This window comes from Xanthomonas arboricola pv. populi (assembly GCF_002939945.1).
Classification (GTDB): domain Bacteria; phylum Pseudomonadota; class Gammaproteobacteria; order Xanthomonadales; family Xanthomonadaceae; genus Xanthomonas; species Xanthomonas arboricola_A.
In genome coordinates this window covers 268,481-292,154 of record NZ_MDEB01000002.1, presented here as the reverse complement: position 1 = coordinate 292,154, position 23,674 = coordinate 268,481, and the positions used below count along the sequence as shown (strand labels likewise).

At 64.3% G+C, this 23,674-nt stretch carries 21 protein-coding genes and 1 pseudogene; 15 read left to right on the top strand and 7 right to left on the bottom strand.

From position 1 onward, the window contains the following. The 5 genes and pseudogenes from XaplCFBP3123_RS07735 to XaplCFBP3123_RS07715 all read left to right on the top strand — a co-directional run. Positions 1–1,359, top strand: a complete 1,359-nt coding sequence (locus tag XaplCFBP3123_RS07735; RefSeq protein ID WP_104533516.1) for a sugar ABC transporter substrate-binding protein — start codon at positions 1–3, stop codon at positions 1,357–1,359. After that, on the top strand, positions 1,356–2,240 hold the full coding sequence (locus XaplCFBP3123_RS07730; protein WP_104533515.1) for a carbohydrate ABC transporter permease: 885 nt from the start codon (positions 1,356–1,358) through the stop codon (positions 2,238–2,240). Before XaplCFBP3123_RS07735 ends, XaplCFBP3123_RS07730 begins: the two co-directional genes overlap by 4 nt. Next, entirely contained in the window at positions 2,237–3,073 is an 837-nt protein-coding gene (locus XaplCFBP3123_RS07725; protein ID WP_104533514.1) for a carbohydrate ABC transporter permease, read from the top strand. The genes XaplCFBP3123_RS07730 and XaplCFBP3123_RS07725 overlap by 4 nt, the downstream gene beginning before the upstream one ends. 26 nt (positions 3,074–3,099) lie before the next feature. Further along, positions 3,100–6,237 carry a discoidin domain-containing protein gene (locus XaplCFBP3123_RS07720; protein WP_172453148.1) on the top strand — a complete coding sequence of 1,046 codons (3,138 nt, stop codon included), beginning with the start codon at positions 3,100–3,102 and terminating at the stop codon, positions 6,235–6,237. Positions 6,238–6,299: 62 nt separating this feature from the next. Beyond that, a pseudogene (locus tag XaplCFBP3123_RS07715) lies at positions 6,300–7,180 on the top strand (endonuclease/exonuclease/phosphatase family protein); the annotation flags it as partial. A 101-nt stretch (positions 7,181–7,281) separates the two neighbouring features. On the opposite strand, the gene XaplCFBP3123_RS07710 reads toward XaplCFBP3123_RS07715, so the two are convergent. From XaplCFBP3123_RS07710 to ykgO, 6 genes are all read right to left on the bottom strand, one after another. Further along, positions 7,282–8,514 (bottom strand): TraB/GumN family protein, encoded by a 1,233-nt coding sequence (locus XaplCFBP3123_RS07710; protein ID WP_104533512.1) that lies wholly within the window; start codon positions 8,512–8,514, stop codon positions 7,282–7,284. Beyond that, the gene (locus tag XaplCFBP3123_RS07705; protein ID WP_104533511.1) at positions 8,507–9,034 is read right to left on the bottom strand and encodes a GNAT family N-acetyltransferase; all 528 of its coding nucleotides are present in this window, start codon (positions 9,032–9,034) and stop codon (positions 8,507–8,509) included. Before XaplCFBP3123_RS07705 ends, XaplCFBP3123_RS07710 begins: the two co-directional genes overlap by 8 nt. Before the next feature lie 4 nt (positions 9,035–9,038). Further along, on the bottom strand, positions 9,039–9,923 hold the full coding sequence (locus tag XaplCFBP3123_RS07700) for a carbon-nitrogen hydrolase (RefSeq protein ID WP_016904714.1): 885 nt from the start codon (positions 9,921–9,923) through the stop codon (positions 9,039–9,041). A gap of 80 nt (positions 9,924–10,003) precedes the next feature. Then, positions 10,004–11,038: an agmatine deiminase family protein gene (locus XaplCFBP3123_RS07695; protein ID WP_172453146.1), complete on the bottom strand. Its 1,035-nt coding sequence runs from the start codon at positions 11,036–11,038 to the stop codon at positions 10,004–10,006. A gap of 275 nt (positions 11,039–11,313) precedes the next feature. After that, positions 11,314–11,643: a hypothetical protein gene (locus XaplCFBP3123_RS07690; RefSeq protein ID WP_104533509.1), complete on the bottom strand. Its 330-nt coding sequence runs from the start codon at positions 11,641–11,643 to the stop codon at positions 11,314–11,316. A gap of 239 nt (positions 11,644–11,882) precedes the next feature. After that, entirely contained in the window at positions 11,883–12,008 is a 126-nt protein-coding gene (ykgO, locus tag XaplCFBP3123_RS07685) for a type B 50S ribosomal protein L36 (RefSeq protein ID WP_005913193.1), read from the bottom strand. A 172-nt stretch (positions 12,009–12,180) separates the two neighbouring features. Here ykgO and cmk point away from each other — a divergent pair, with 172 nt between their 5' ends. The 8 genes from cmk (at position 12,181) to galU (ending at position 20,480) form a co-directional block, all read left to right on the top strand. Next, a complete protein-coding gene (gene cmk / locus XaplCFBP3123_RS07680; protein WP_104533508.1) occupies positions 12,181–12,864 on the top strand; it encodes a (d)CMP kinase in 684 nt (227 codons plus the stop codon). A gap of 183 nt (positions 12,865–13,047) precedes the next feature. Further along, positions 13,048–14,733 (top strand): 30S ribosomal protein S1, encoded by a 1,686-nt coding sequence (gene rpsA / locus XaplCFBP3123_RS07675; RefSeq protein ID WP_016903550.1) that lies wholly within the window; start codon positions 13,048–13,050, stop codon positions 14,731–14,733. Between the two features lie 88 nt (positions 14,734–14,821). Then, entirely contained in the window at positions 14,822–15,133 is a 312-nt protein-coding gene (locus XaplCFBP3123_RS07670) for an integration host factor subunit beta (protein ID WP_104533507.1), read from the top strand. A gap of 65 nt (positions 15,134–15,198) precedes the next feature. Then, the gene (locus XaplCFBP3123_RS07665) at positions 15,199–15,504 is read left to right on the top strand and encodes a lipopolysaccharide assembly protein LapA domain-containing protein (protein WP_104533506.1); all 306 of its coding nucleotides are present in this window, start codon (positions 15,199–15,201) and stop codon (positions 15,502–15,504) included. A 6-nt stretch (positions 15,505–15,510) separates the two neighbouring features. Further along, a complete protein-coding gene (gene lapB, locus XaplCFBP3123_RS07660; protein ID WP_104533505.1) occupies positions 15,511–16,689 on the top strand; it encodes a lipopolysaccharide assembly protein LapB in 1,179 nt (392 codons plus the stop codon). Beyond that, positions 16,689–17,666: an MraY family glycosyltransferase gene (locus XaplCFBP3123_RS07655; protein ID WP_104533504.1), complete on the top strand. Its 978-nt coding sequence runs from the start codon at positions 16,689–16,691 to the stop codon at positions 17,664–17,666. The genes lapB and XaplCFBP3123_RS07655 overlap by 1 nt, the downstream gene beginning before the upstream one ends. A gap of 13 nt (positions 17,667–17,679) precedes the next feature. Continuing rightward, positions 17,680–19,587 carry a polysaccharide biosynthesis protein gene (locus XaplCFBP3123_RS07650; protein ID WP_172453145.1) on the top strand — a complete coding sequence of 636 codons (1,908 nt, stop codon included), beginning with the start codon at positions 17,680–17,682 and terminating at the stop codon, positions 19,585–19,587. Next, the gene (galU, locus tag XaplCFBP3123_RS07645) at positions 19,587–20,480 is read left to right on the top strand and encodes a UTP--glucose-1-phosphate uridylyltransferase GalU (RefSeq protein WP_104533503.1); all 894 of its coding nucleotides are present in this window, start codon (positions 19,587–19,589) and stop codon (positions 20,478–20,480) included. Before XaplCFBP3123_RS07650 ends, galU begins: the two co-directional genes overlap by 1 nt. A gap of 362 nt (positions 20,481–20,842) precedes the next feature. Here the strand turns inward: galU and XaplCFBP3123_RS07640 are convergent, their stop codons facing one another. Next, a complete protein-coding gene (locus XaplCFBP3123_RS07640) occupies positions 20,843–21,163 on the bottom strand; it encodes a DUF1244 domain-containing protein (RefSeq protein WP_104533502.1) in 321 nt (106 codons plus the stop codon). A gap of 49 nt (positions 21,164–21,212) precedes the next feature. Here XaplCFBP3123_RS07640 and folD point away from each other — a divergent pair, with 49 nt between their 5' ends. Both folD and guaB read left to right on the top strand, forming a co-directional pair. Continuing rightward, a complete protein-coding gene (folD, locus tag XaplCFBP3123_RS07635) occupies positions 21,213–22,097 on the top strand; it encodes a bifunctional methylenetetrahydrofolate dehydrogenase/methenyltetrahydrofolate cyclohydrolase FolD (RefSeq protein WP_104533501.1) in 885 nt (294 codons plus the stop codon). 90 nt (positions 22,098–22,187) lie between these two features. Continuing rightward, entirely contained in the window at positions 22,188–23,645 is a 1,458-nt protein-coding gene (gene guaB, locus XaplCFBP3123_RS07630) for an IMP dehydrogenase (RefSeq protein ID WP_016903541.1), read from the top strand. Positions 23,646–23,674: the final 29 nt, after the last annotated feature.

Here is a 23,674-nt window from a genome sequence, read left to right as displayed (position 1 = left end):
GTGCGCCTTTTGAAACTGTTGATACTGTCCGCCGCACTGTGTCTGGGTGTGGCGGGATGCGAACGCCCCGATCCAGGCAAGACCACCGTGCGCTTCTGGGCCATGGGCAAGGAGGCCGAAGTGGTCGCCGAGCTGGTGACCGAGTTCGAGAAGCAGAACCCGGACATCCATGTGGATGTGCAGAACATTCCGATGACGGCGGCGCACGAAAAACTGCTGACCGCCTTTGCCGCCGATGGCCTGCCGGACGTGTGCCAGCTCGGCAATACCTGGCTGCCGGAGTTCGCCTTGCTCGACACGCTGGAACCGATGCAGCCGTACGTGGCGCGCTCCAGGATCGTCGATCCGCAGGATTATTTCCCCGGCGTGTGGGACACCAATCTGGTCGATGGCACCTTGTATGGCGTGCCGTGGTATGTGGACACGCGATTGCTGTTCTACCGCAAGGATCTGCTGCGCGAGGCCGGTTACAGCCAGATGCCCAAGACCTGGGCCGGGATGGAACAGGTGATGGCGGCGATCAAACGTAAGGTCGGCCCGGACCGCTACGCCATCCTGATGCCGCTCAACGAGTTCGAGCAGCAGCTGTCGTTCGCGCTGCAGCAGGACGATCGCCTGCTGCGCGACCACGACAACTACGGCAACTTCCGCGGCGAGGGCTTCCGCAAGGCGCTGGGCTTCTACGACACCATGTACCAGAAGGGCTGGGCGCCGAAGGTCTCCGAGACCCAGGTTTCCAACGTCTGGTACGAGTTCTTCAACGGCTATTACGCGTTCTATCTGTCCGGCCCGTGGAACGTGCGCGAGTTCAAGCTGCGCCAGCCGCCGGGCATGGAAGGCAAGTGGGGCACCGCGCCGCTGCCGGGACCCAACGGCCTGGGCGCGGGAATCGCCGGCGGTTCCAGCCTGGTGATCTTCAAGTCTTCCCGGCACAAAGACGCCAGCTGGAAGCTGATCGAATACCTGTCGCAGCCGCAGGTGCAGGCGCGCTTCCACGCCATCATCGGCGACCTGCCGCCGCGTCGCAGCACCTGGAAGTTGCCCTCTCTGGCCAACGACGAACTGGCGCATGCCTTCGGCGATCAGCTTGAGCGGGTCAAGGCCACGCCCAAAGTGCTGGAGTGGGAGCGCATCGTGCAGGAAATGCGCCTGGTGACCGAGCGCGTGGTGCGCGGCGGTCAATCGCACGAGGCCGCCGTGCAGGAACTGGATAAACGCGTGGACGAGATTCTGGCCAAGCGCCGCTGGATCTTCGAACAGGAGGGCGGGCATGTCGGCCCGGCCGGTGAATCAGCAACGCCTGCGGCGACTCCTGCCGCAGCGCCAGCTCCGGTAGCGGGCAAGGGAGCGGCACGATGATGAAGCGTAATTCCGTCGCCGGCTGGGTGTTCGCCGCGCCGTCGATCCTGGTGCTGGGCATGTTCTTCGGCGTGCCGGTGTTCGCCGCGCTGGTGCTCAGCGTCACCGACTTCGACCTGTACGCGCTGGCCGACAGCAGCCATCTGCGCTTCGTCGGCCTGGGCAACTACATCGAGCTGCTGCAGACGCCGCTATTCTGGAAGTCGTTGTGGAACACCACGTATTTCGTGCTGCTGGGCGTGCCGATGTCGATCGGCGTGTCGCTGGGCGCCGCATTGCTGCTCAACGCCAAGGCCTCGCGCTTCAAGGCGCTGTTCCGTACCGCCTTGTTCGCCCCGGTGGTGACCACGCTGGTGGCGGTGGCGGTGATCTGGCGCTATCTGTTCCACATCAAGTACGGCCTGGTGAACTTCGGTCTGAGCCATCTGGGCATCGCCCCGATCGACTGGCTGGGCGACCCGCGCTGGGCGATGCCGACCATCATGCTGTTCGCGGTATGGAAGAACTTCGGCTACAACATGGTGATCTTCCTGGCCGGGCTGCAGGCGATCCCGCAGGACCTGTACGAGGCCGCGCGCATCGACGGCGCCTCGCGCTGGAAGCAGTTCCTGCATATCACCTTGCCGATGCTCGGCCCGGTACTGATGGTGGTCGGGGTGATCACCATTTCCGGCTATTTCCAGTTGTTTGCCGAGCCTTACGTGATGACCCGCGGCGACCCGCTGCAGAGCACCGTGAGCGTGCTGTACTTCATGTTCGAGGAAGGCTTCAAGTGGTGGAACCTCGGCCGCGCGTCGGCGGTGGCGTTCCTGCTGTTCCTGATCATCCTGGCGGTGACCACCGTGATGCTGCGCTTCGGCCGCAAGAGAGATTTGATATGAGTCGTGATGTCGGCCAATCGCGCTGGAATGCCGTGCTGATCAACGGTGGCTTGCTGGTGCTGGCGCTGGTCAGCCTGGCGCCGCTGCTGTGGATGCTGTCGGTGTCGTTCATGCCCACCGGCGAGGCCAGCCGCTTCCCGCCGCCGATGCTGCCCTCGGCGTTCACCCTGGCCAATTACCACGAGCTGTTCGCGCGCACCGGCATGGCGCGCAACTTCGCCAACAGCCTGATGGTGTCCGGGCTGATCACGCTCGGCTCGTTGCTGATCAACACCATGGCCGGCTATGCGTTCGCCAAGCTGCGGTTCGTCGGCCGCGAGCGCATCTTCAAGATCCTGATGGCCGCGCTGGTGATCCCCGCGCAGGTGGCGATGCTGCCGCTGTTCCTGTTGATGAAGCAGCTGCATCTGGTCAACAACATCGGCGGGGTGGTGGTGCCGGCATTGGCGACGGTGTTCGGCATCTTCCTGGTGCGCCAGTACGCGCGCAGCATTCCCGATGAGCTGATCGAAGCCGCGCGCATCGACGGCGCCAGCGAGATGCGGATCTTCTTCCAGATCGTGCTGCCGATGCTCAAGCCGGTGCTGGTCACCTTGACCATCTTCACCTTCATGGGCTCATGGAACGATTTCATGTGGCCGCTGATCGTGCTGACCGACCAGGAGCAGTACACCTTGCCGGTGGCGCTGGCAGCGTTGTCGCGCGAGCACATCATGGACGTGGAGCTGATGATGGCCGGCGCGGTGGTGACGGTGATTCCGGTGCTGCTATTGTTCGTGGCGCTGCAGCGTTACTACATCCAAGGTCTTCTGCTGGGGAGTGTGAAGGGGTGAAGCGAGTGTTCCTGCGACTGTTTGCCATGGCCGCTGTTGCCACCTCTGCGGGCACGGCGCAGGCGCAAGAGCGCGTGCTCGACGGCTTCAACGACATCGGCGCCTGGCGCCTGGTGGTGTCCAATCAGGTCAGCGGCTCGCTGCGGCCGGTGACCACCAGCGCCGGCGGCCACGCGTTATGCCTGGACTACAACTTCAACGGCGTGTCCGGCTATGTCGGCATCCGTCGCAACCTGCCGATCGCCTATCCGGACAATTACCGCATCGGCTTTTCGCTGCGCGGCGATTCGCCGTCCAACGACCTGCAGGTCAAGCTGATCGATGCCAGCGGCGACAACGTGTGGTGGGTCAACCGGCCCGGCTTCGACTTCCCGAAGAACTGGACGACCTTCGGCTATCGCAAGCGCACCATCGAAAAAGCCTGGGGTCCGGACCAGGACAAGCAGCTGCGCAGTAGCGCCGATGTCGAGTTCACCATCTACAACAAGGTCGGCGGCAAGGGCACGGTGTGCTTCGACCGCCTGACGCTCACGCCGCTGCCGCCGGAGGACACCTCGCCGTTGAAGGCCGAGGCGATCACCGATACCGCGCCCGCACTGGAACAACGCCTGGCCGATGGCAAGCCGGAGACCTTCTGGCTCAGTGGCGCGGTCAAGCAACAGACCGTCACCCTGGATCTGGGCAAGGTGCGCGAATTCGGCGGCGCGGTGGTGCAGTGGGTGCCCGGCCTGCAGGCCTCCCAATACGTGGTGCGCGCGTCCAGCGATGGGCGCGGCTGGCGCGATCTGCGCACCGTCACTGCCGGTGCCGGCGGTACCGATTGGCTGGCACTGCCGGACACCGAGGCGCGTTACCTGCGCTTCGATCTCAAGGACGGCCCCAACTGGCGCTACGGCATCAAGGAAGTGCAGCTGCAGCCGCTGGCGTTTGCGGCAACCCCGAACGATTTCATCAAATCGCTGGCCGCGCAGATGCCGCGCGGCAGCTATCCGCGTGGTTTCTCCGGCGAGCAGCCGTACTGGACCATCCTGGGTCTGGATGGCGGCACCGAGCAGGGCCTGATCGGCGAAGACGGTGCAGTGGAAGTGGGCAAGGGTGGTTTCAGCATCGAGCCGTTTGTGGTCACCGGCGGCAAGTTGCTGCACTGGTCCGACGTCAGCAGCGAGCAGAGCCTGCAGGACGATTACCTGCCGATTCCCAGCGTCGACTGGCATCATGACCTGATGAACCTGCGCGTGACCGCGTTCGTGCAGGGCACCCCGGATCAGGCGCAACTGGTCGCGCGCTATCAACTCCACAACACCGGCAAGGAGGCGCGCGACTTCACCCTGGCGTTGGCGGTGCGTCCGTTCCAGGTCAATCCGCCGGCGCAGTTCCTCAACACCCTGGGCGGCGTCAGCCGGATCGACCAACTGGCGGTGGATGGCGCGCAGGTCAGCGTCAACGGCAAGCCGCGCGTGTTCGCCGCGCAACGTCCGGATGCCGGCTTTGCCAGCGCCTTCGACAGCGGCATGGATGTCAGCCATCTCGCCGCTGCCACGCCGCCGACGATCACCCAGGTCAGGGACGAAACCGGCCTGGCCTCGGGCGTGCTGCTGTATCGCTGGAAGCTGGAGCCCGGCCAACGGCGCGAGGTGGCGCTGGTGATTCCGCAGACCGGTACCGCGCAACTGCCGGCCGGCTTCGATGCCGACCAGGCACAGCAGCAGGTGGCCCAGCAATGGCGCAGCAAGCTCGATCGCGTGCGCATCAGCGTGCCGGCCGAAGGCAAGCCGGTGGTCGACACCTTGCGCACTGCGCTGGCGCACATGTTGATCTCGCGTATCGGCCCGCGTCTGCAGCCGGGCACGCGCTCGTATTCGCGCAGCTGGATCCGCGACGGCGCGATGATTTCCGAAGGCCTGCTGCGACTCGGCCGCGAGGACGTGGTGCGCGAGTACGTCGACTGGTTCGCGCCGTATCAGTTCGCCGACGGCATGGTGCCGTGTTGCGTGGACGACCGCGGCAGCGACCCGGTGCCGGAGAACGACAGCCATGGCGAGCTGATCTTCAACATCGCCGAGTACTACCGCTACACCGGCGACAAGGCGTTCCTGGAAACGATGTGGCCGCACGTGACCGGCGCCTACGAGTACATGGAAAAGCTGCGCGCCAGCGAGCGCACCGAAGACAACTTCATGCGCAACCCGGCCTTCTACGGAATGATGCCGGTGTCGATCAGCCACGAAGGCTATTCGGCCAAGCCGGTGCATTCGTACTGGGACAACTTCTGGGCGCTGCGCGGCTACAAGGATGCGGTGATGCTGGCCGGCGCGCTCGACAAGCCCGACGAGGTCGCCCGCTTCAGCACCGCGCGCGACGAATTCAGTGGCGACCTGATCGCCTCGCTGGGTGCGGCCGTGCGCCAGCACACTCTCGATTTCCTGCCCGGCTCGGCCGAGCTTGGCGACTTCGACGCGACCTCCACCACCATCGCACTGGCACCGGGGGGCGAGCAGCAACGCCTGCCGTCGGACCTGTTGACCAATACCTTCGAGCGCTACTGGAAGGAGTTTTCCGACCGCCGCGACGGCAAGCGCGCATGGAAGGACTACACACCTTACGAATGGCGCAACGTGGCCGCGTTCGTCCGCCTGGGCTGGCGCGACCGCGCCTGGGACGCTACCGCGTTCTTCTTCAAGGACCGCGCGCCGCAACCCTGGAACCAATGGGCCGAAGTGGTCTCGCGTACGCCACGCACGCCGTTCTTCGTCGGCGACCTGCCGCATGCCTGGGTCGCCTCGGATTTCGTGCGCTCGGTGCTGGACATGTTCGCCTACGGGCGCGAATCCGATGCCAGCCTGGTCATCGCTGCCGGCACGCCGACGCGCTGGTTCGAGGGCAAGGGCATCGGCATCGCCGAACTGCGCACGCCGTACGGACGCCTCAATTACACCTTGCAGCGCACCGACAAGCAGCTGGTGCTGCAACTACAGCCCGGCCTGATCCTGCCGCCGGGCGGGGTGGTGTTGCCGTGGCCGTACCAGGGCACCCCAGGCAAGGCCAGCATCAACGGCGAATCGGCGCAATGGCAGAACGGCGAGCTGCGGATTCAACAGGTGCCGGCCAACGTGCAGATCGATGTGCCCAACGCGGTGCGGCGGGCCGAGCGCGCCACGCAATGACTGACGCCCCTCGACCGGCCTGGGCAGCGCCGGCGCGGCGACGTGCCGGATGGCCGGTCGTGTTGGTGGCGCTGCTGCTGTGCTCTGTCGCTGTACAAGCCACCCAGGCCACCCAGGCCACCCACGCCGGGCAGGTCGCGCAATCCGCACAGGCCAACAAGACCGATCACGTAGAACGCGCATCCCGGGCAGTGCCATCGCCCAGCGCAGTGCAGCGCGAGATGACCCTGGTCACGCTCAACCTGCATCACGACCGCGAAGACTGGCCGGCGCGTCGCGCCTACATCGCAAGGGAACTCAAGCAACTGGCGCCGGATGTGATCGCGCTGCAGGAGGTGATCGAACGCCGCGGCAGCGTGGAGAATCAGGCGGCCTGGCTGGCGCGCAAGCTGGATTACGACTACACCTTCGCCTCGGCAGATCCGGTCGGCGCGCCCAAGCGCTACGGCAACGCGTTGCTGAGCCGGCGCAAAGTGCTGGCCCGGCATCAGCGCCTGCTGCAGCCGCTGGACGATTACCGCGTTGCCGCGCATCTGCAGGTCGATATCGACGGCCAGCCGATCAACGTCTACGTCACCCACCTCAACGAGCGTGCCGATACACGCGGCACTGCCACACGCACGCGGCAGGTTGCGGACCTGCTGGATTTCATTTCCTCCAACAGCAAGCAGGCGCCGGTCGTGATTGCTGGCGACTTCAACACCGCTGCCGATGCCCTCGATCTGGAAGCGCTACGCAAGGGCTATGGCGATAGTTACGGCAGCGTGCATCGCAACAGCGACGCCACCGTCAGCACCTTGAACCTGCATGTCTTCGACAAGCCGGCGCGTATCGACCACGTGTTCTTCCAGCAGAACCGCCTGCTGGCCCGCGAAGCCCGCATCCTGTTCGACACGCCGTATGCCGAAGGGCGCTGGGCATCGGATCACTACGGTGTGTGGGTNGCACCCGGGCGCGATGGGGCGTTACCGGTAACGCCCCATCGCGCCCGGGTGCGCTCCTCCGAAAAGCAACAGATCGCGGCGCACTGCAGCGCCGCCCCGCTTACCCATGCAGGCGATTGAAGATCTGTACACCGGCCAGCCACACGCCGGCCATGCTGCCGACGTTGGTCAGCAGGAAGGTCAGTACCACGCGCGAGACGCGATTGCGGTACCAGCCGCGCAAGGTCTGCGCATCGTCGCGTAGCGACAGGAAATCGCCGTAGGCCGGCTTGCGCATATGCACTTCGACCAGGGCGGCGAACGCACCGGTCGGCACGCTGAGACGGAACGGCTTGAAGGGCGCCACGACCGCTGCAGTGAGGATGCTCAGCGGATGGCTGCCGGCCAACAGACAGCCCAGTGCCGCCAGTCCGCCGGTATACATCGCCCACTGCAACAACAGGTCCGCGCCCATGCTCAGACCGCCGCGCCAGAACCCGATCCCGATCCCGGTGATGATGATCGCCAGAATGCCCAGCGTGATCCACGGAACACGCTTGCGCTGCTGCACGTATTCCAGCGACTCGCGCAACGGGCCGGGTGCGGCGGTGTCCTGCTCCAGGTGGCGTGCAAGGCCGGCCAGATGTCCTGCGCCGACCACCGCCAATATCTCGCGCTGATCCGCAGTAGCTTCCTCGCGCAGGCGCGTGGCCATGTACTGGTCGCGCTCGGCAATCACGGTCTCGTACAGCTCCGGGCTTTCGCTGGCGAAATCGCCGAAGCTCGCCTCCAGCATGTCGCCTTGCTTGAGCTTTTCGATTTCCTCTTCGCCCACCTCATCGGCCGCGAACAGGCCACCGAGCAGGCCGCCGGCCAGTTTCATCTTGCCGAAGAATCCCAGCCGCCCGGACGCGCGCTTGAAGGTCAGGCCAACTTCGCGATCGATCAGGTGCACCGGCAGGCCTTGCGCGCGCGCCAGATTCACCGCTTCCTTCAACTCAGCACCCGGCTCGATGCCGAGCTGCTTGGCCAGGCGACGCTGGTAGGCGGCCAGGGCGAGGTTCGCCGCGAACAAGGCTACCCGGCCCTTGCGAATCACCTGCACCAGGTCCAGGCGGGCGAGGGCATCCGGGTCGCTGAGCGCCTGCAGGCGCTGCGCGTCCAGCTCCACTGCCACCGCGTCGTAGCGACCGCTGCCGATCGCCTGCTGCACCGCGGCCACGCTGGCCAGCGACACATGCGCGGTGCCGAGCAAGGTATAGCGCACGCCATCGCGTTCGACGATGCGATGCGGCTGGCCGGACAGCGCATCGTCCAGAACGTGGGTGGTTTGCTCAGTCATGGGGTCATTCATCAGAAAGAGGGGCGGTGTCACCGGAGCCGAGCGCGCTTTGCATCTGCACGCCGTCCAGCCAGCGACCATGCTTGCGGCCGATACCGGTGAACACTCCGACCGTGCGAAAACCAAAACGTTCATGCAGCCGTCGCGATGCCTGGTTTTCTGCATCGCCGATCACCGCAATCATCTGTCGATAGCCGCGTCGTTCGCGGCGTGCGATCAGCGCGCCCAGCAAGGCCTTGCCGATACCGTGGCCTTGCGCGCCGCTGGCGAGATAGATCGAGTTCTCGACGGTCCAGCGATAGCCGGCGCGTGCGCGATAGGCGCCGACGTAGGCATAGCCGACCACCACACCATCGCGCTCGGCGACCAGGTACGGATAACCGGCATCCACGCTCGCGCGCACCCGCGCGCGCATCTGATCGCTCGACGGAGCGATGTATTCGTAGCTGTTGACCCCGGCAATCTGCTCCGCATGGATGGCGGTGATTGCCGGGACATCAGCGTCGCGGACCTCGCGCAACTCGACAGGCATGCGGTCAGTCGATGTAGCGCTTGAGCAGATCGCCATACGCATCGATGCGGCGATCGCGCAGGAACGGCCAGATGCGGCGCACGTGTTCGCTGCGCTGCAGATCGACGTCGCACACCAGCACGGTCGGGTCCTGTCCGGCTTCGGCGATGAACTCGCCCTGCGGCCCCAGCACATGGCTGTTGCCCCAGAACTGGATGCCCGATGCCCCCAGTGGCGAGGGCTCATGGCCGACGCGGTTGCACGACAGCACCGGCACCCCGTTGGCGACCGCATGGCCGCGATGGCTGAGCACCCAGGCATCGCGCTGGCGTTCCTGCTCGGGTTGCTGGTCATCCGGATCCCAGCCGATCGCGGTGGGGTAGAGCAGCAGTTCCGCGCCGGCCAGCGCCATCAGGCGCGCCGCCTCGGGGTACCACTGGTCCCAGCACACCAGCACGCCAAGACGACCGACCGATGTATCGATCGGCGCAAAGCCCAGATCACCCGGGGTGAAATAGAACTTTTCATAGAAGCCCGGATCGTCGGGGATATGCATCTTGCGGTACTTGCCGAGCAGGCGGCCGTCCTTTTCGAACACGACCGCAGTGTTGTGATACAGCCCGGCCGCGCGGCGCTCGAACAACGAGGCCACCAGCACTACACCGTGCTGCTTGGCCAGTGCGCCCAGACGCTCGGTGCTGGGGCCGGGGATCGGCTCGGCCAGGTCGAATTCGTCCACCGACTCGTGCTGGCAGAAATACGCACCGTTGTGCAGTTCCTGCAGCAGCACCAGCTTGGCGCCCTGCGCAGCGGCTTCGGCCACGCGCGATTCGATGATGGCCAGATTGGCCGCGGCGTCGCCGTGGTTGCGCTCCTGGATCAGCGCGACGGGAAGGAGATGACGGGTCATGGCGATTGGTCCAGCGTAAGTGACGCACTAAGGTAGCGCGCGATGGTGTAACACCGGCCTGCCGGCCGGACAGGAGTGACTCAGACAGCCAGCAAACCGGCGGGCAGTTGCATGGTCAGACAGTGCAGGCTGCCGTTCTGCCAGATCAACGGGCGGCACGGCACCGGCACGATGGTGTGGTGAGGAAACGCCTCGGCCAGCACCGCCTGCGCGCTCGCATCGGCCTTGTCGCCGTAAGCCGGCATCAGCACCGCCCCGTTGACGATCAGGAAATTGGCGTACGAGGCGGCCAGACGCCGGCCTTGATCCAGAATCGGCTCGGCCCACGGCAACACGAACAGGCGATACGGCTGTCCATCGGCCCTGCGCAACGCCGCCAGTTCGGCACCCATTGCCTGCAGTTCGGTGTAATGCGAATCGGCGGCCACATCGCAGCCCTGGTAGACGATCGCATCCGGGCCGGCAAAGCGCGCCAGCGTATCGATATGCGCGTCGGTGTCGTCGCCTTCCAGGTAGCCATGATCCAGCCACAGCACACGGTCCTGCGACAGCCACGCGGCAAGATCGGCACTCAGCGAGTTGCGCGTGCGCTGCGGATGCCGCTCGTGCAGGCACTTCCAGGTGGTCAGCAAGGTGCCCGCACCATCGGTCTCGATCGCGCCGCCTTCCAGCGCAAAGTCGACCGTCTGCACCTGCGACGGCACGAACACCTGCGCCGCATCCAGCGAGGTGACCAATTGATCGTCCAGGCTGGCCTCGAACTTGCCGCCCCAGCCGGTGAAACGGAAATCCATCAGGCGGAAACCGCCATCCTGGCGCAGCGTGATCGGGCCGGAATCGCGCAGCCAGGTGTCGTTGTAGGCCGCAATCACGAAGCGCACCTGCGTCATATCCACCCGCGCCGAGCGCAACCGCGCTTCCGCATAGATCTGCAGATCGTCATCGGCCACGCACACGATCACCGGCTCGAAACGGGAAATCGCCGTGACCAGCGCGATATAGGTCTCTTCCACCTCGGCAAGACGCTCGGCCCAATCGGTGCCCGCATGCGGCCATGCAATCAACACGGCGGACTGAGGTTCCCACTCGGCGGGGAAGCGAACGCTATCGGTCATAACTTGCAACTACCTAATCAATGCCAGGCAATGCCAGGCCGTTAATTCAATCCCGGCACATGGATGTGCGGGCGCTTGCGAGGGATTCGCCTCAAATCGGCGCTTGCGAGGGACTCGCGTCAAAATCGACTCTTGCGATCTGCCTGCATCCTGGTTGCGCTGGATGGCACTGCACAACATCGCCGTTGCCTGGAGCTCGCATTGACCGCTTCCTGCGCATCATTGGAACAAACCACTGTTGCAGTCACCATCCGATGGAGTTCGAACACCCGCGATCACCTGATCGGCGGTTTTGGCCCGATCTCGTTGGCATCGGCCTGATTGGCCACCACGTCGATCACCCGGCTCTTTTCGAAGTACACGGTGAAGGCCGGATACACCCAGCGGTGGATCGTCGGCCACTGGCGCTTCTGGCCGCCGCGCGGATCCAGCTTTTCCTGCGGCGCGCCGTAACGGCCTTCGACCTGGCTCATGCTGTCGCCGCGCAGGGGCAGGGCAGCGGCCGGTTTTTGCCGTGCACGGTCGACCAGCAGCGTATCGGCCGACGCAACGGCACTGATCCCCATCAGTGCGATCAGCGGCAGGACAAACGAACGGTTGCGCATGTCATCTACTCCCCAGTGGACAAGATTCGGATGGTGATTACAGCAAAAACCAGGACAGGCGTGCTTGCAGAGCGTGTTACCCAACGCTGCGCCGGATATCTGCCAGCTCGACCGCCGCGCGGAGCCAGCCAGGTCACGGCGCACTGCAGCCTGCATGTAGCAACGGCTGGCGTGAAGCATCGGCCAAGAAAAAACCGCCCGGAGGCGGCTTTCTCGGGTCTTGCACGCGCAGCGAAAGCTTAGCGCTGACGCGCCTTGAAACGCGGGTTCGACTTGCAGATCACGAAGACCTTGCCGCGGCGGCGGACCACCTTGCAGTCGCGGTGACGGGTCTTCGCAGACTTCAGGGAGGACAGGACTTTCATGGCACACCTCGGCGTAAACGGTTGGATTCGATGGAAGAGTGCCCGCAATCGAGGGTGCACCCTGAATTAAGCCGGCAATTCTAACCGGCTTTTCGTCGTGCTTTCAAGTGGTTGCATCCGAATCCCTGCGAGCGGCGCTACACTACCGGCTGATGACCTTCCGGAAACCTGAATGACCGACCTTTCGCCCGTCCTTACCATCGATGGTCCCTCCGGCGCCGGCAAGGGGACCGTGAGCCGGATCGTGGCCGCCCGGCTGGGCTGGCATTACCTCGATTCGGGCGCACTGTATCGTGCGGTGGGCGTGGCGGCGAGCTGGGCCGATCTGGACGTTTCCGACCCGGCTGCACTGGTGCGCTGCACCTTCGACACCAGGGTGGAGTTCGACGATGCAGGCGCGGAGGGGCTGCGGGTGATGGTCAACGGCGTGGATGCCACCGGCGAACTGCGCTTGGAAACCACCGGGGCACTGGCCTCGGCGATTGCGGCCATTCCCGAGGTGCGCAGCGCGCTGAAAGAGCGCCAACGCGCATTCAGGCGAGTGCCCGGCCTGGTCGCGGATGGGCGCGACATGGGCACGGTGATCTTCCCCGATGCCGCCTTCAAGGTGTTTCTGACCGCCAGTGCCGAAGAACGTGCGGGCCGTCGCCATAAACAGTTGATGGAAAAGGGTGTTTCGGTTATCTTTGACGACCTGCTGCGCGAGATCATGGCCCGTGATGCCCGTGATGCGCAGCGGGTGGTGGCGCCATTGCGGCCGGCCGAAGACGCCGTGCTGATCGATACCAGCGGAATGGGGATCGAGGATGTCGTCCAGCGTGTGGTCGGGTTGTTAGCCGCTCGCACGTCGTCGTAAGCGTTCCGCAAGCGGGCATGTCCCGCCGACCGTAAGGCGTTCCAAGGCTCCGTCGCACATCCCGTGTGGCGGTTCTACTACTACTTAACCGACTCGCTGTTCGGAGTCGACCAACAGGCTGGGCGCTTGGCATCTGTCGTATTCGACGATCAACGCCCGTGTGTTCAACTGAGTAAAATTCAAATGACAGAATCTTTTGCTGAACTGTTCGAAGCCAGTCAAGCCAATCTGGCGAAGCTGAAGCCGGGCTCGATCGTCACCGGTACCGTCGTGGAAGTGCGCGGCGACGTGGTGGTGATCAACGCTGGCCTGAAGTCCGAAGGCATCGTGCCGATCGAGCAGTTCCGTAATGACGCTGGCGAGATCGATGTCGGCGTAGGCGACCAGGTCAAGGTTGCCCTCGATTCCATCGAGAACGGCTTCGGTGAGACCGTGCTGTCGCGCGAGAAGGCCAAGCGCGCAATGGTGTGGGACGAGCTGGAAGAGGCGTTGGAAAAGAACGAAACCATCACTGGTCGCATCAGCGGCAAGGTCAAGGGTGGTTTCACCGTGGACATCAAGGATGTCCGCGCGTTCCTGCCTGGTTCGCTGGTGGATGTGCGCCCGGTGCGCGACCCGGCCTACCTGGAAGGCAAGGAACTCGAGTTCAAGCTGATCAAGCTGGACCGCAAGCGCAACAACGTGGTGGTTTCGCGTCGTGCCGTGGTCGAGAGCGAGCACTCGGAAGAGCGCGAGCAGCTGATGGACAAGCTGCAGGAAGGCGCGATCCTGAAGGGTGTCGTCAAGAACCTGACCGACTACGGCGCGTTCGTGGACCTGGGCGGTATCGACGGCCTGCTGCACATCACCGACATGGCCTGGAAGCGCGTGCGCCATCCGTCCGAAGTCGTCAACGTCGGCGACGAGCTGGACGTGCGCGTGCTGAAGTTCGATCGCGAGCGTAACCGCGTCAGCCTCGGCCTGAAGCAGCTGGGCGAAGATCCGTGGGACAACATCGCACGTCGTTACCCGGCCAACAGCCGCGTGTTCGGCAAGGTCTCCAACGTCACCGATTACGGCGCATTCGTCGAGATCGAGCCGGGCGTCGAAGGTCTGGTGCACGTCTCCGAGATGGATTGGACCAACAAGAACGTCAACCCGTCCAAGGTTGTGCAGGTTGGTGACGAAGTCGAAGTGATGGTGCTGGATGTCGACGAGGAGCGTCGCCGCATCTCGCTGGGCATGAAGCAGGTTGCCGCCAATCCGTGGGAAACCTTCGCTGCCACCCACAAGAAGAACGACAAGGTGTCGGGCCAGATCAAGTCGATCACCGACTTTGGCATCTTCATCGGTCTGGACGGCGGCATCGACGGTCTGGTCCACCTGTCCGACATCAGCTGGAACACCACCGGCGAAGATGTCGTGCGCAACTACAAGAAGGGCGACACGCTGGAAGCCGTTGTGCTGGCAGTCGATCCGGAACGTGAGCGCATCAGCCTGGGCGTCAAGCAGCTGGAGCAGGATCCGTTCGGCCAGTACATGGCGTCCAACCCGAAGGGTTCGAAGGTCGAAGGCGTGGTGCGTGAAGTGGACGCCAAGGGCGCCACGATCGACCTGGCCGATGGCATCGAAGGCTACGTCGCTGCGCGCGACATCGCCAACGAGCGTGTGGACGACGCGACCCAGCACCTGAAGGTCGGTGACAAGATCGAAGCCAAGTTCGTGGGCATGGACCGCAAGGGCCGCACCCTGCAGCTGTCGATCAAGGCCAAGGACGATGCCGAAATGCGCGAAACGCTGGAGGAATACCAGTCTTCGGCCGCATCCGGTGGCATGACTCAGCTGGGCGCGCTGCTGCGTGCGCAGTTGAACAGCAACAAGTCCGAGTAAGCGCGTAGCGCTCGCAAGAGCGTGATGGATCGGCCCGGGCTTGCCCGGGCCGATTCCGATGTGTCAGTCGAAAAAAGCAAGTCTTCCCATGACCAAGTCCGAATTGATTGAAATCCTGGCGCGACGTCAAGCGCATCTGAAGGCGGACGACGTGGATCTGGCAGTCAAATCGCTGCTGGAAATGATGGGGCAGGCGCTCTCCGATGGTGATCGGATCGAAATCCGTGGGTTCGGCAGCTTCTCGCTGCATTACCGCCCGCCACGTCTTGGTCGTAATCCGAAGACCGGCGAGTCGGTCGCGTTGCCGGGCAAGCATGTTCCGCATTTCAAGCCTGGCAAGGAGTTGCGCGAGCGTGTCAGCTCCGTGATCCCGGTCGATCTGCTGGATGCGGCTGACTGAGGTCGTTCTGCCGCTGCGTTTATGGCGGCTCGGTTAAGCTAAGCCTCTTTTGACGGAGTCCGGCCATGAAGGTGTTTCGCTTGCTGGTGATGTTGGCCTTCCTGTTGGTCGGTCTGATCATCGGTGCGGTCAATTCCCAGGACGTCACTCTCGACTTCCTTTTCTCTAGTGTGCATACCACCTCCGGAATCGCGATCATCGTCGCGCTGCTGGTCGGTGTGTTGATCGGTGCCGGCATGGTGCTGGTCAGTGTGGTGATTCCCCTCTATTCCAAACTGCGCCAGGCCAACAAGGCCGTTGCAGTCAGTCGCACCGATGCCAGGCCCATTGCGCCTGCCGCAGTCGAGCCGCGCCCCTTTGATGGACTGTAAGCGCGTATGGACTTTCTGACCGAGTGGATCTGGTTCTTCCTGTTCGTGCCGTTGGCAGCGCTGGGGGGCTGGATCGTTGGCCGCCGCGGCGGTCAACGCCATGGCGACACCCAGGTCAGTCGCCTGTCCAGCACGTATTTTCGCGGTCTGAACTATCTGCTCAACGAGCAGCCGGACAAGGCGATCGAGCTGTTTCTGCACATCGCCGAACTGGACAAGGAAACCTTCGAGACCCAGGTCGCGTTGGGGCATCTGTTCCGCCGTCGCGGTGAGGTCGATCGCGCGATCCGGCTACATCAGGGCCTGGTGCAACGCGCCGACCTGACCGATCAGCAGCGCGTGCAGGCCTTGCTCGCGTTGGGCGAGGACTATATGAAGTCCGGCCTGCTGGATCGTGCCGAGACCGTGTTCACCGAGTTGGCGCAACTGGATCAGCGTGCGCCGCAGGCGTTGCGTCATCTGATCGGCATCTATCAGGCCGAGCGTGATTGGGAAAAGGCGATCGATAACGCCACCCGTTACGAAGAAGTCACCGGCGAGCCGATGGGCAAGCTGATTTCGCAATTCGAGTGCGAACTGGCCGATCGCTATCGCGGCTCAAGCAAGCCCGACGAAGCGCTGCAGGCGGTCGCGCGCGCCTACCAGGCCGACGGCACCTCGGTGCGCGCTGGTATTCTGGAAGGACGCATCGAAGCCGAGCGCGGACACGACGAAGCGGCGGTACGCGCGTTCGAACGTGCTGCGCGGCATGATCCGGAATACCTGCCGGAGATCATTCCCGCATTGATGGCGGCCTATCGCCGGGTCGGCGATATCGCCGGCGCACGTAATTTCCTGTCCGAGATGACCGAGCACTATCGCGGCATCGCCCCGGTGCTGGCATTGACGCAGTTGATGGAAGCGCAGGATGGCGTGGCGCCGGCGTTGGCCTATCTGGGCCGTCAGCTCAAGGATCGGCCATCGGTCCGCGGCGAATCGGCGTTGATCGACCTGACCCTGGCCGAAGGCAGCGACCCGGTCGGCACCTTGCAGGATCTCAAGCACATCACCGACCAGTTGCTGGTGCGCAACCCGAGTTACCGCTGCACCCGCTGCGGCTTCGGCGCGAAGACGCACCACTGGCAATGCCCGAGTTGCAAGGAATGGGGCACGGTCAAGCCGCTGTTGAATTACGCGGTGGTCTGATGCCGCAGGCCTGGCTGTGGTGGTGTCTGTCGCACCTGACGGTCGCGGCACTCGGAACCTGGTTGTTGCGACGTTACGCGCTGCATCGGCGGCTGCTCGATCATCCGGGTGCACGCCGCAGCCATGTGGTCGCCACCCCGCGTGGCGGTGGCATGGCAATCGTGGCGGCGCTGCTGTCCGGGTGCGTGGCGGCAGGCGTGTTCTGGCCGGCGGCAGGCCCGATCATCAGGTGGTTCGCTGCCGGCTTGGTGCTGGTGGCCGGGGTGGGTTGGTGGGACGACCATCGCCCGCTCTCGGCCAGGCTGCGTTTTGCGATTCATCTATTGGCTTCGGCCATGCTGGGCTGGCTGGTCAGCCATTACACGGGCAAGCTCTGGGATGGCGTGCTCACCGCCATGGCATCGGTGGTGTTGATCAACGTCTGGAACTTCATGGACGGCATCAACGGCCTGGCCAGCAGCCAGGCGGCTCTGGCCGCACTGGCGTTTGCCGCGGTTGCGCCTGGCGCCTGGACGTGGGCCGGTCTTGCGGTTGCCGCATCCTGCCTGGGATTTTTGCCGTTCAACTTCCCGCGTGCGCGCATCTTTCTGGGCGACGGCGGCAGTGGCGCATTGGGATATGTGCTGGCTGCGTTGCTGGCGCTGACGGTGGCGAGCGGGCAGGTGAGCTGGTGGATCAGCTGGTTGCCACTGACCGTATTTCTTGTAGACGCCGGCTTCACGCTGCTGTCTCGCATGCTCGCCGGGCAACGGTGGTGGGAGCCGCATGCCCAGCATCTCTATCAGCGGCTGGCACGCAAGCTTGAGACGCACGTTCCGGTAACCGGTATTTATTTCGCTTTCAGCGTCGCTGCGGTCTGCTTGTATGCGCTAATTCGTCATGATGCAACTTGGCTGCAGGTGTGCGGGGCCCTGGTATGGGGCCTGGGTGCCACCGCAATCTGGCATTTTCTGCGCGATGGACTGCGCAATTCCTGAGTAATGGACTTTTATGATTTCCTGGCGTGACCGTTTGACCAAAGCCCTGCCGCAAGCGGCGGTGGTGCTGCATGACCTGTTGATGGTGTGGGTGTGCTGGCAGCTGCTGCATGCCGGCCGCTACTCCATGCTGCGCGAGGCTCCCGATCTGCCCTTGTGGGATTGGCGCACCGCCGTCGCTCTGGTCGCGCAAGGCCTGGTGTTCTGGAAGATGGGCCTGTATCGAGGGCTGTGGCGATTCGCCTCGGTGCCGGACCTATGGAACATCTTCAAGTCGAGTTTTCTCGGTCTGGTCGCGATCGTGCTGGCGCTGTCCTATGACCGCCTGGATGGGGTGCCGCTGTCGGTGCTGGTCGTCTATCCGTTTGCCCTGTCTGCGCTGCTGGGCACGCCACGGCTGCTGTACCGCGCCTGGAAGGATTACCAGATCGCGCACTCCGGCGATGCCGCGCAGCGGGTGTTGATCCTCGGCGCAGGTCGCGCCGCCGAAGGTCTTGTCCGGGATCTGCGCCGCACCGGTGCATTCGTGCCGGTCGGGTATCTGGACGATGCCAACAACCTGCATGGCGCCAAGATTCAGGGCCTGAATGTGCTGGGCAACCTGGATCAGGCTGCAGCCATCGCCAAGGAAACGGCAGCCAAACTGCTGGTCATCGCGATCCCGTCGCTGGATGCCTCCGGCATGCAGCGCGTGGTGGCCATCTGCGAAAGCACCGGGCTGCCATTCCGCATGGTGCCCAAGCTGATCAACGTGCTGGAAGGGCGCTCGTTGCCTGGAGAGCTGAAGGAAGTCGCGATCGAAGACCTGCTCAACCGCAAACCGGTTACCCCGGATTGGCGCTTGATTCGCGACTGGTTGACCAACAAGACGGTGATGGTGACCGGCGCGGGCGGGTCGATCGGGTCGGAAGTCTGCCGCCAGTGCGCGCGTCACGGCGCGCGTCGCATCGTGCTGCTGGAAATCGATGAGCTGGCATTACTGACCGTCGATTCGGACCTGCGTCGGTTGTTCCCCGATATCGAAGTGGTACGTGTGCTGGGCGATTGCGGCGACCCGGCGGTGGTCGCGCATGCCTTGAACACCGCACCGCCGGATGCGGTGTTCCATGCCGCCGCCTACAAGCAGGTGCCGCTGCTGGAAGAGCAATTGCGCGAGGCGGTACGCAACAACGTGCTGGCCACCGAAAACGTGGCGCGCGCCTGTCAGCGTGCACGCATCGAGACCTTCGTTTTCATCTCAACCGACAAGGCGGTCGAGCCGGTCAACGTGCTGGGTGCAAGCAAGCGTTATGCGGAGATGATCTGCCAGAGTCTTGACGCGCGCGATGCGCCGACGCGCTTCATCACCGTGCGTTTCGGCAACGTGCTGGATTCGGCCGGCAGCGTGGTGCCGTTGTTCCGCGAGCAGATCCGTCAGGGCGGCCCGGTCACGGTGACGCATCCGGATGTGACGCGTTACTTCATGACCATTCCGGAAGCCTGCCAGCTGGTGGTGCAGGCCGCAGCCTCCGCCTCGCATGGCGCGATCTATACGCTGGACATGGGCGAGCCGGTGCCGATCCGCCTGCTCGCCGAGCAGATGATCCGTCTTGCCGGCAAGCAGCCCGGCAAGGATGTGGCCATCCTCTATACCGGCTTGCGTCCGGGCGAGAAGCTGCACGAAACCCTGTTCTACTCCGACGAAGACTATCGCCCCACCGCGCATCCCAAGATTCTGGAAGCCGGCGTGCGCGAGTTCTCGCACGAGCAGGTGTTGCAGCTGGTGACGCGCTTGCGTGAGGCGGTTAACCGTTACGACATCAAGGCGATGGAGACTGTGCTGGGCAGTCTGATGCCGGATTTTGCGGCTGCTCGACGGAAAGTCGACGCGCGATCTGATACGGTCGTTCCATTCCCCGCACGTGAGGTCAGAAGACTTTAATGAGCAAGCGTATTCGCAAGGCCGTATTCCCCGTCGCAGGTCTTGGGACCCGCTTTCTTCCGGCAACCAAAACGGTGCCGAAAGAAATGCTGCCAATCATCGACAAACCGCTTATCCAGTACGCCGTCGACGAAGCCATCCAGGCTGGTTGCGACACGCTGATCTTCGTGACCAACCGCTACAAGCATTCGATCGCCGACTACTTCGACAAGGCTTACGAGCTGGAACAAAAGCTGGAGCGCGCCGGCAAGCTCGAGCAGCTGGAGCTGGTGCGGCATGCCTTGCCCGAAGGCGTGCGCGCCATTTTCGTGACGCAGGCCGAAGCGCTTGGTCTGGGTCATGCCGTGCTGTGTGCCAAGGCCGTGGTCGGCGACGAGCCGTTCGCGGTGTTGCTGCCGGACGACCTGATCTGGAACCGTGGTGCCGGTGCGTTGACCCAAATGGCCGATGTGGCCGAGGCTTCGGGCGGTAGCGTCATTGCCGTCGAGGATGTGCCGCACGACAAGACCGCCAGCTACGGCATCGTGGCCACCGATGCGTTCGATGGTCGCAAGGGGCGCATCAACGCCATCGTCGAAAAGCCCAAGCCGGAAGTGGCACCGAGCAACCTGGCGGTGGTCGGTCGTTATGTGCTCAGCCCGAAGATCTTCGAGCTGCTCGAAGGGACAGGCGCTGGCGCTGGCGGCGAAATCCAGCTGACCGATGCGATCGCCGGACTGCTGCAGCAGGAAACCGTCGACGCCTATCGCTTCGAAGGCCGCCGCTTCGATTGCGGTGCGCATATCGGTCTGATCGAAGCCACCGTGCATTTCGCGCTTGAGCACGAAAAGCATGGCGGGCCGGCCAAGGAAATCCTGCGCACTGCGTTGGCCGAGGCCGACGCGCGCGGCTGATTGCCTGGTCATCGCCTGCATCCACGAACGACGCCATCTGGCGTCGTTCGTCGTTTGGGCCCTTGCTGGCCAGAACGCCGTGCCGTTGGTGATCGACACGGCGGGCCAACGTGCTGGTGCGCGCCTGCGGCCGTGAGCACGCAGTGCAGTTGGTTGCTGCCGGGGTGGAAGACGAGACTTGCGAAACCTTTGAGACAGCGTTGGCGTTCGGGCAGGCGGCCCTGGTCGAGCTGGGCGTGGACTAGGACTAGGGCTAGGCCGTCAGCATCGCGTGCGAGATCCGGCGTCGCGATACCGTTGTCGTGGCTGATCGAGAAAACTCGGTTATAGAACGGCCGGCGCCAATGCGCCGGCCGATTAACTCAGCCGTGCCTGCGTTGAGCGGCCGCGAAGGCTTCCAGCTGCTCGGGGGTGGCGTCTTTTTGATGCTGCCGTTTCCAATCGGCAAACGGCATGCCGTATACCGCTTCGCGCGCCTGCTCCTTGCTCATCGGCTGGCCTTGCGCTTCGGCGGCTTCGCGGTACCAGTCGCCCAGGCAATTGCGGCAGAAGCCGGCCAGGATCATCAGATCGATGTTCTGCACATCCGGCCGCTCCTGGTTGAGATGCTGCAACAGACGGCGAAATGCGGCCGCTTCGATGGATGTGGTGATCGGGTCGGGTGTCGAGGTGGTGTCGGTCATGACGGAATCGGGGACAATAGACGGCCTTCGACTCTACACCTGACGCCCCATGACCGTTTCCGCGCCAGCTTCCTCTGCTCCGGCCCGCCTTCTCGATGGTCGCCGCATCGCCGAGGAACTGCTCGACGGGTTGAAGCTGCGCGTGGATGCGCGCCTGGCCGCCGGCAAGGCGCGCCCCGGGCTGGCGGTGGTGCTGGTCGGTGGAGATCCGGCCTCGTCGGTGTATGTGCGCAACAAACGGCGCGCAGCGGAAAAGGTCGGCATCGAAGCCTTCGACTACGACTTGCCGCAGGGCACCAGCGAGGCGGAGTTGGCGCGGCTGATCGACCAGCTCAATGCCGATCCCAAGATCCACGGCATCCTGATCCAGCTGCCGTTGCCAGGCATCCCCGATGCCAATCGCCTGATCCAGCGCATCGATCCGCGCAAGGACGTCGATGGCTTCCATCCGCAGAATGTCGGGCATCTGGCGCTGCGCGAATTCGGCCTGCGTCCGTGCACGCCGCGCGGCATCGTGACCTTGCTGGGTCACACCGATCAGCCGGTGCGCGGCCGCAACGCGACCATTGTGGGCGTGAGCAATCATGTCGGCCGGCCGATGGGCCTTGAGCTGCTGATCGCCGGTTGCACGGTCACCAGCTGCCACAAGTTCACCCCGCCCGAGGTGCTGGAGGCCAGCGTACGCAATGCCGACATTCTCGTCGTGGCGGTGGGTCGCCCCGGGCTGATTCCGGGCGAATGGGTCAAGCCCGGTGCGGTGGTGATCGATGTCGGCATCAATCGACTGGACGACGGCCGCCTGGTCGGCGATGTCGGTTTCGACGCGGCGGTGCAGCGTGCGGCCTGGATCACGCCGGTGCCGGGTGGAGTAGGGCCGATGACGGTCGCCACGCTGATGCAGAACACGCTGGAAGCGGCCGACGCGGCTGGCTGAGGCGCGCGTAACGCTGCATTGCAGTCGCGTTGTGTCTTCGTGAAGGCTTTCAGGGTAAAATGCCGCGCTTCCCCAAACTCGGGTCCGCCGATGCTCCGCATCCAGGCTGAAGCTCTCACCTACGACGACGTTTCCCTCGTCCCCGCTCATTCGATCGTCCTGCCCAAGGACGTCAGCCTGGAAACCCGGCTGACGCGCGATCTGCGCCTGAAACTGCCGATTCTCTCGGCCGCGATGGACACAGTGACCGAACACCGCCTGGCGGTGGCCATGGCCCAGCTGGGCGGCATCGGCATCATCCACAAGAATCTGACCCCTGCGCAGCAGGCCGGCGAAGTCGCCCGGGTCAAGAAGTTCGAATCCGGCGTCATCACCGAGCCGTTCACGGTGAGCCCGGACACCACCATCGGCGAGGTGCTCAAGCTGACCCGCGCGCGCAACATCTCCGGTGTGCCGGTGGTGGATGGCAGCGAACTGGTCGGCATCGTCACCAGCCGCGACATGCGCTTCGAGAAGAAGCTCGACGATCCGGTCCGCCACATCATGACCAAGAAGGATCGCCTGATCACCGTGCGCGAAGGCGCCAGCGACGAGGAAGTGCTGGAGCTGCTGCATCGCAACCGCATCGAAAAGATCCTGGTGGTCAACGACAGCTTCGAGCTGCGCGGCCTGATCACGGTCAAGGACATCCAGAAGAAGACCGACAACCCCAACGCCGCCAAGGACGGGTCCACGCGCCTGCTGGTCGGCGCGGCGGTCGGGGTGGGCGGCGACACCGAGCAGCGCATCGAACTGCTGGCTGCGGCGGGCGTGGACGTGGTGATCGTCGATACCGCACACGGCCATTCGCAGGGCGTCATTGATCGCGTGGCCTGGGTCAAGAAGGCGTATCCGCAGCTGCAGGTGATCGGCGGCAACATCGTCACCGGCGATGCCGCACTGGCACTGATGGACGCTGGCGCCGATGCGGTCAAGGTCGGCGTGGGCCCCGGGTCGATCTGCACCACGCGCGTGGTCGCCGGTGTCGGCGTGCCGCAGATCACGGCGGTGGACATGGTCGCCGAGGCGCTGCAGGACCGTATCCCGTTGATCGCCGATGGCGGCATCCGCTATTCCGGCGACATCGGCAAGGCGCTGGTCGCCGGCGCCTCCACGGTGATGGTCGGCGGCCTGTTCGCCGGCACCGAGGAAGCCCCGGGCGAGGTCGAGCTGTTCCAGGGCCGCAGCTACAAGAGCTACCGCGGTATGGGCAGCCTGGGCGCGATGGAGAAGGGGTCCAAGGACCGTTATTTCCAGGATTCCAGCGATGCCGACAAGCTGGTGCCGGAAGGCATCGAAGGGCGGGTGCCGTATCGCGGCCCGGTCGGTGGCATCGTCCATCAGCTGATCGGCGGCCTGCGCGCGACGATGGGCTACGTGGGCTGCGCGACCATCGAGGAAATGCGCACCAAGCCGAAGTTCGTCACCATCACCGGTGCCGGCCAGCGCGAAAGCCATGTCCACGACGTGCAGATCACCAAGGAACCGCCGAACTACCGCATGGGCTGATGCCCATCCATGAATGGGGAATCGGGAGT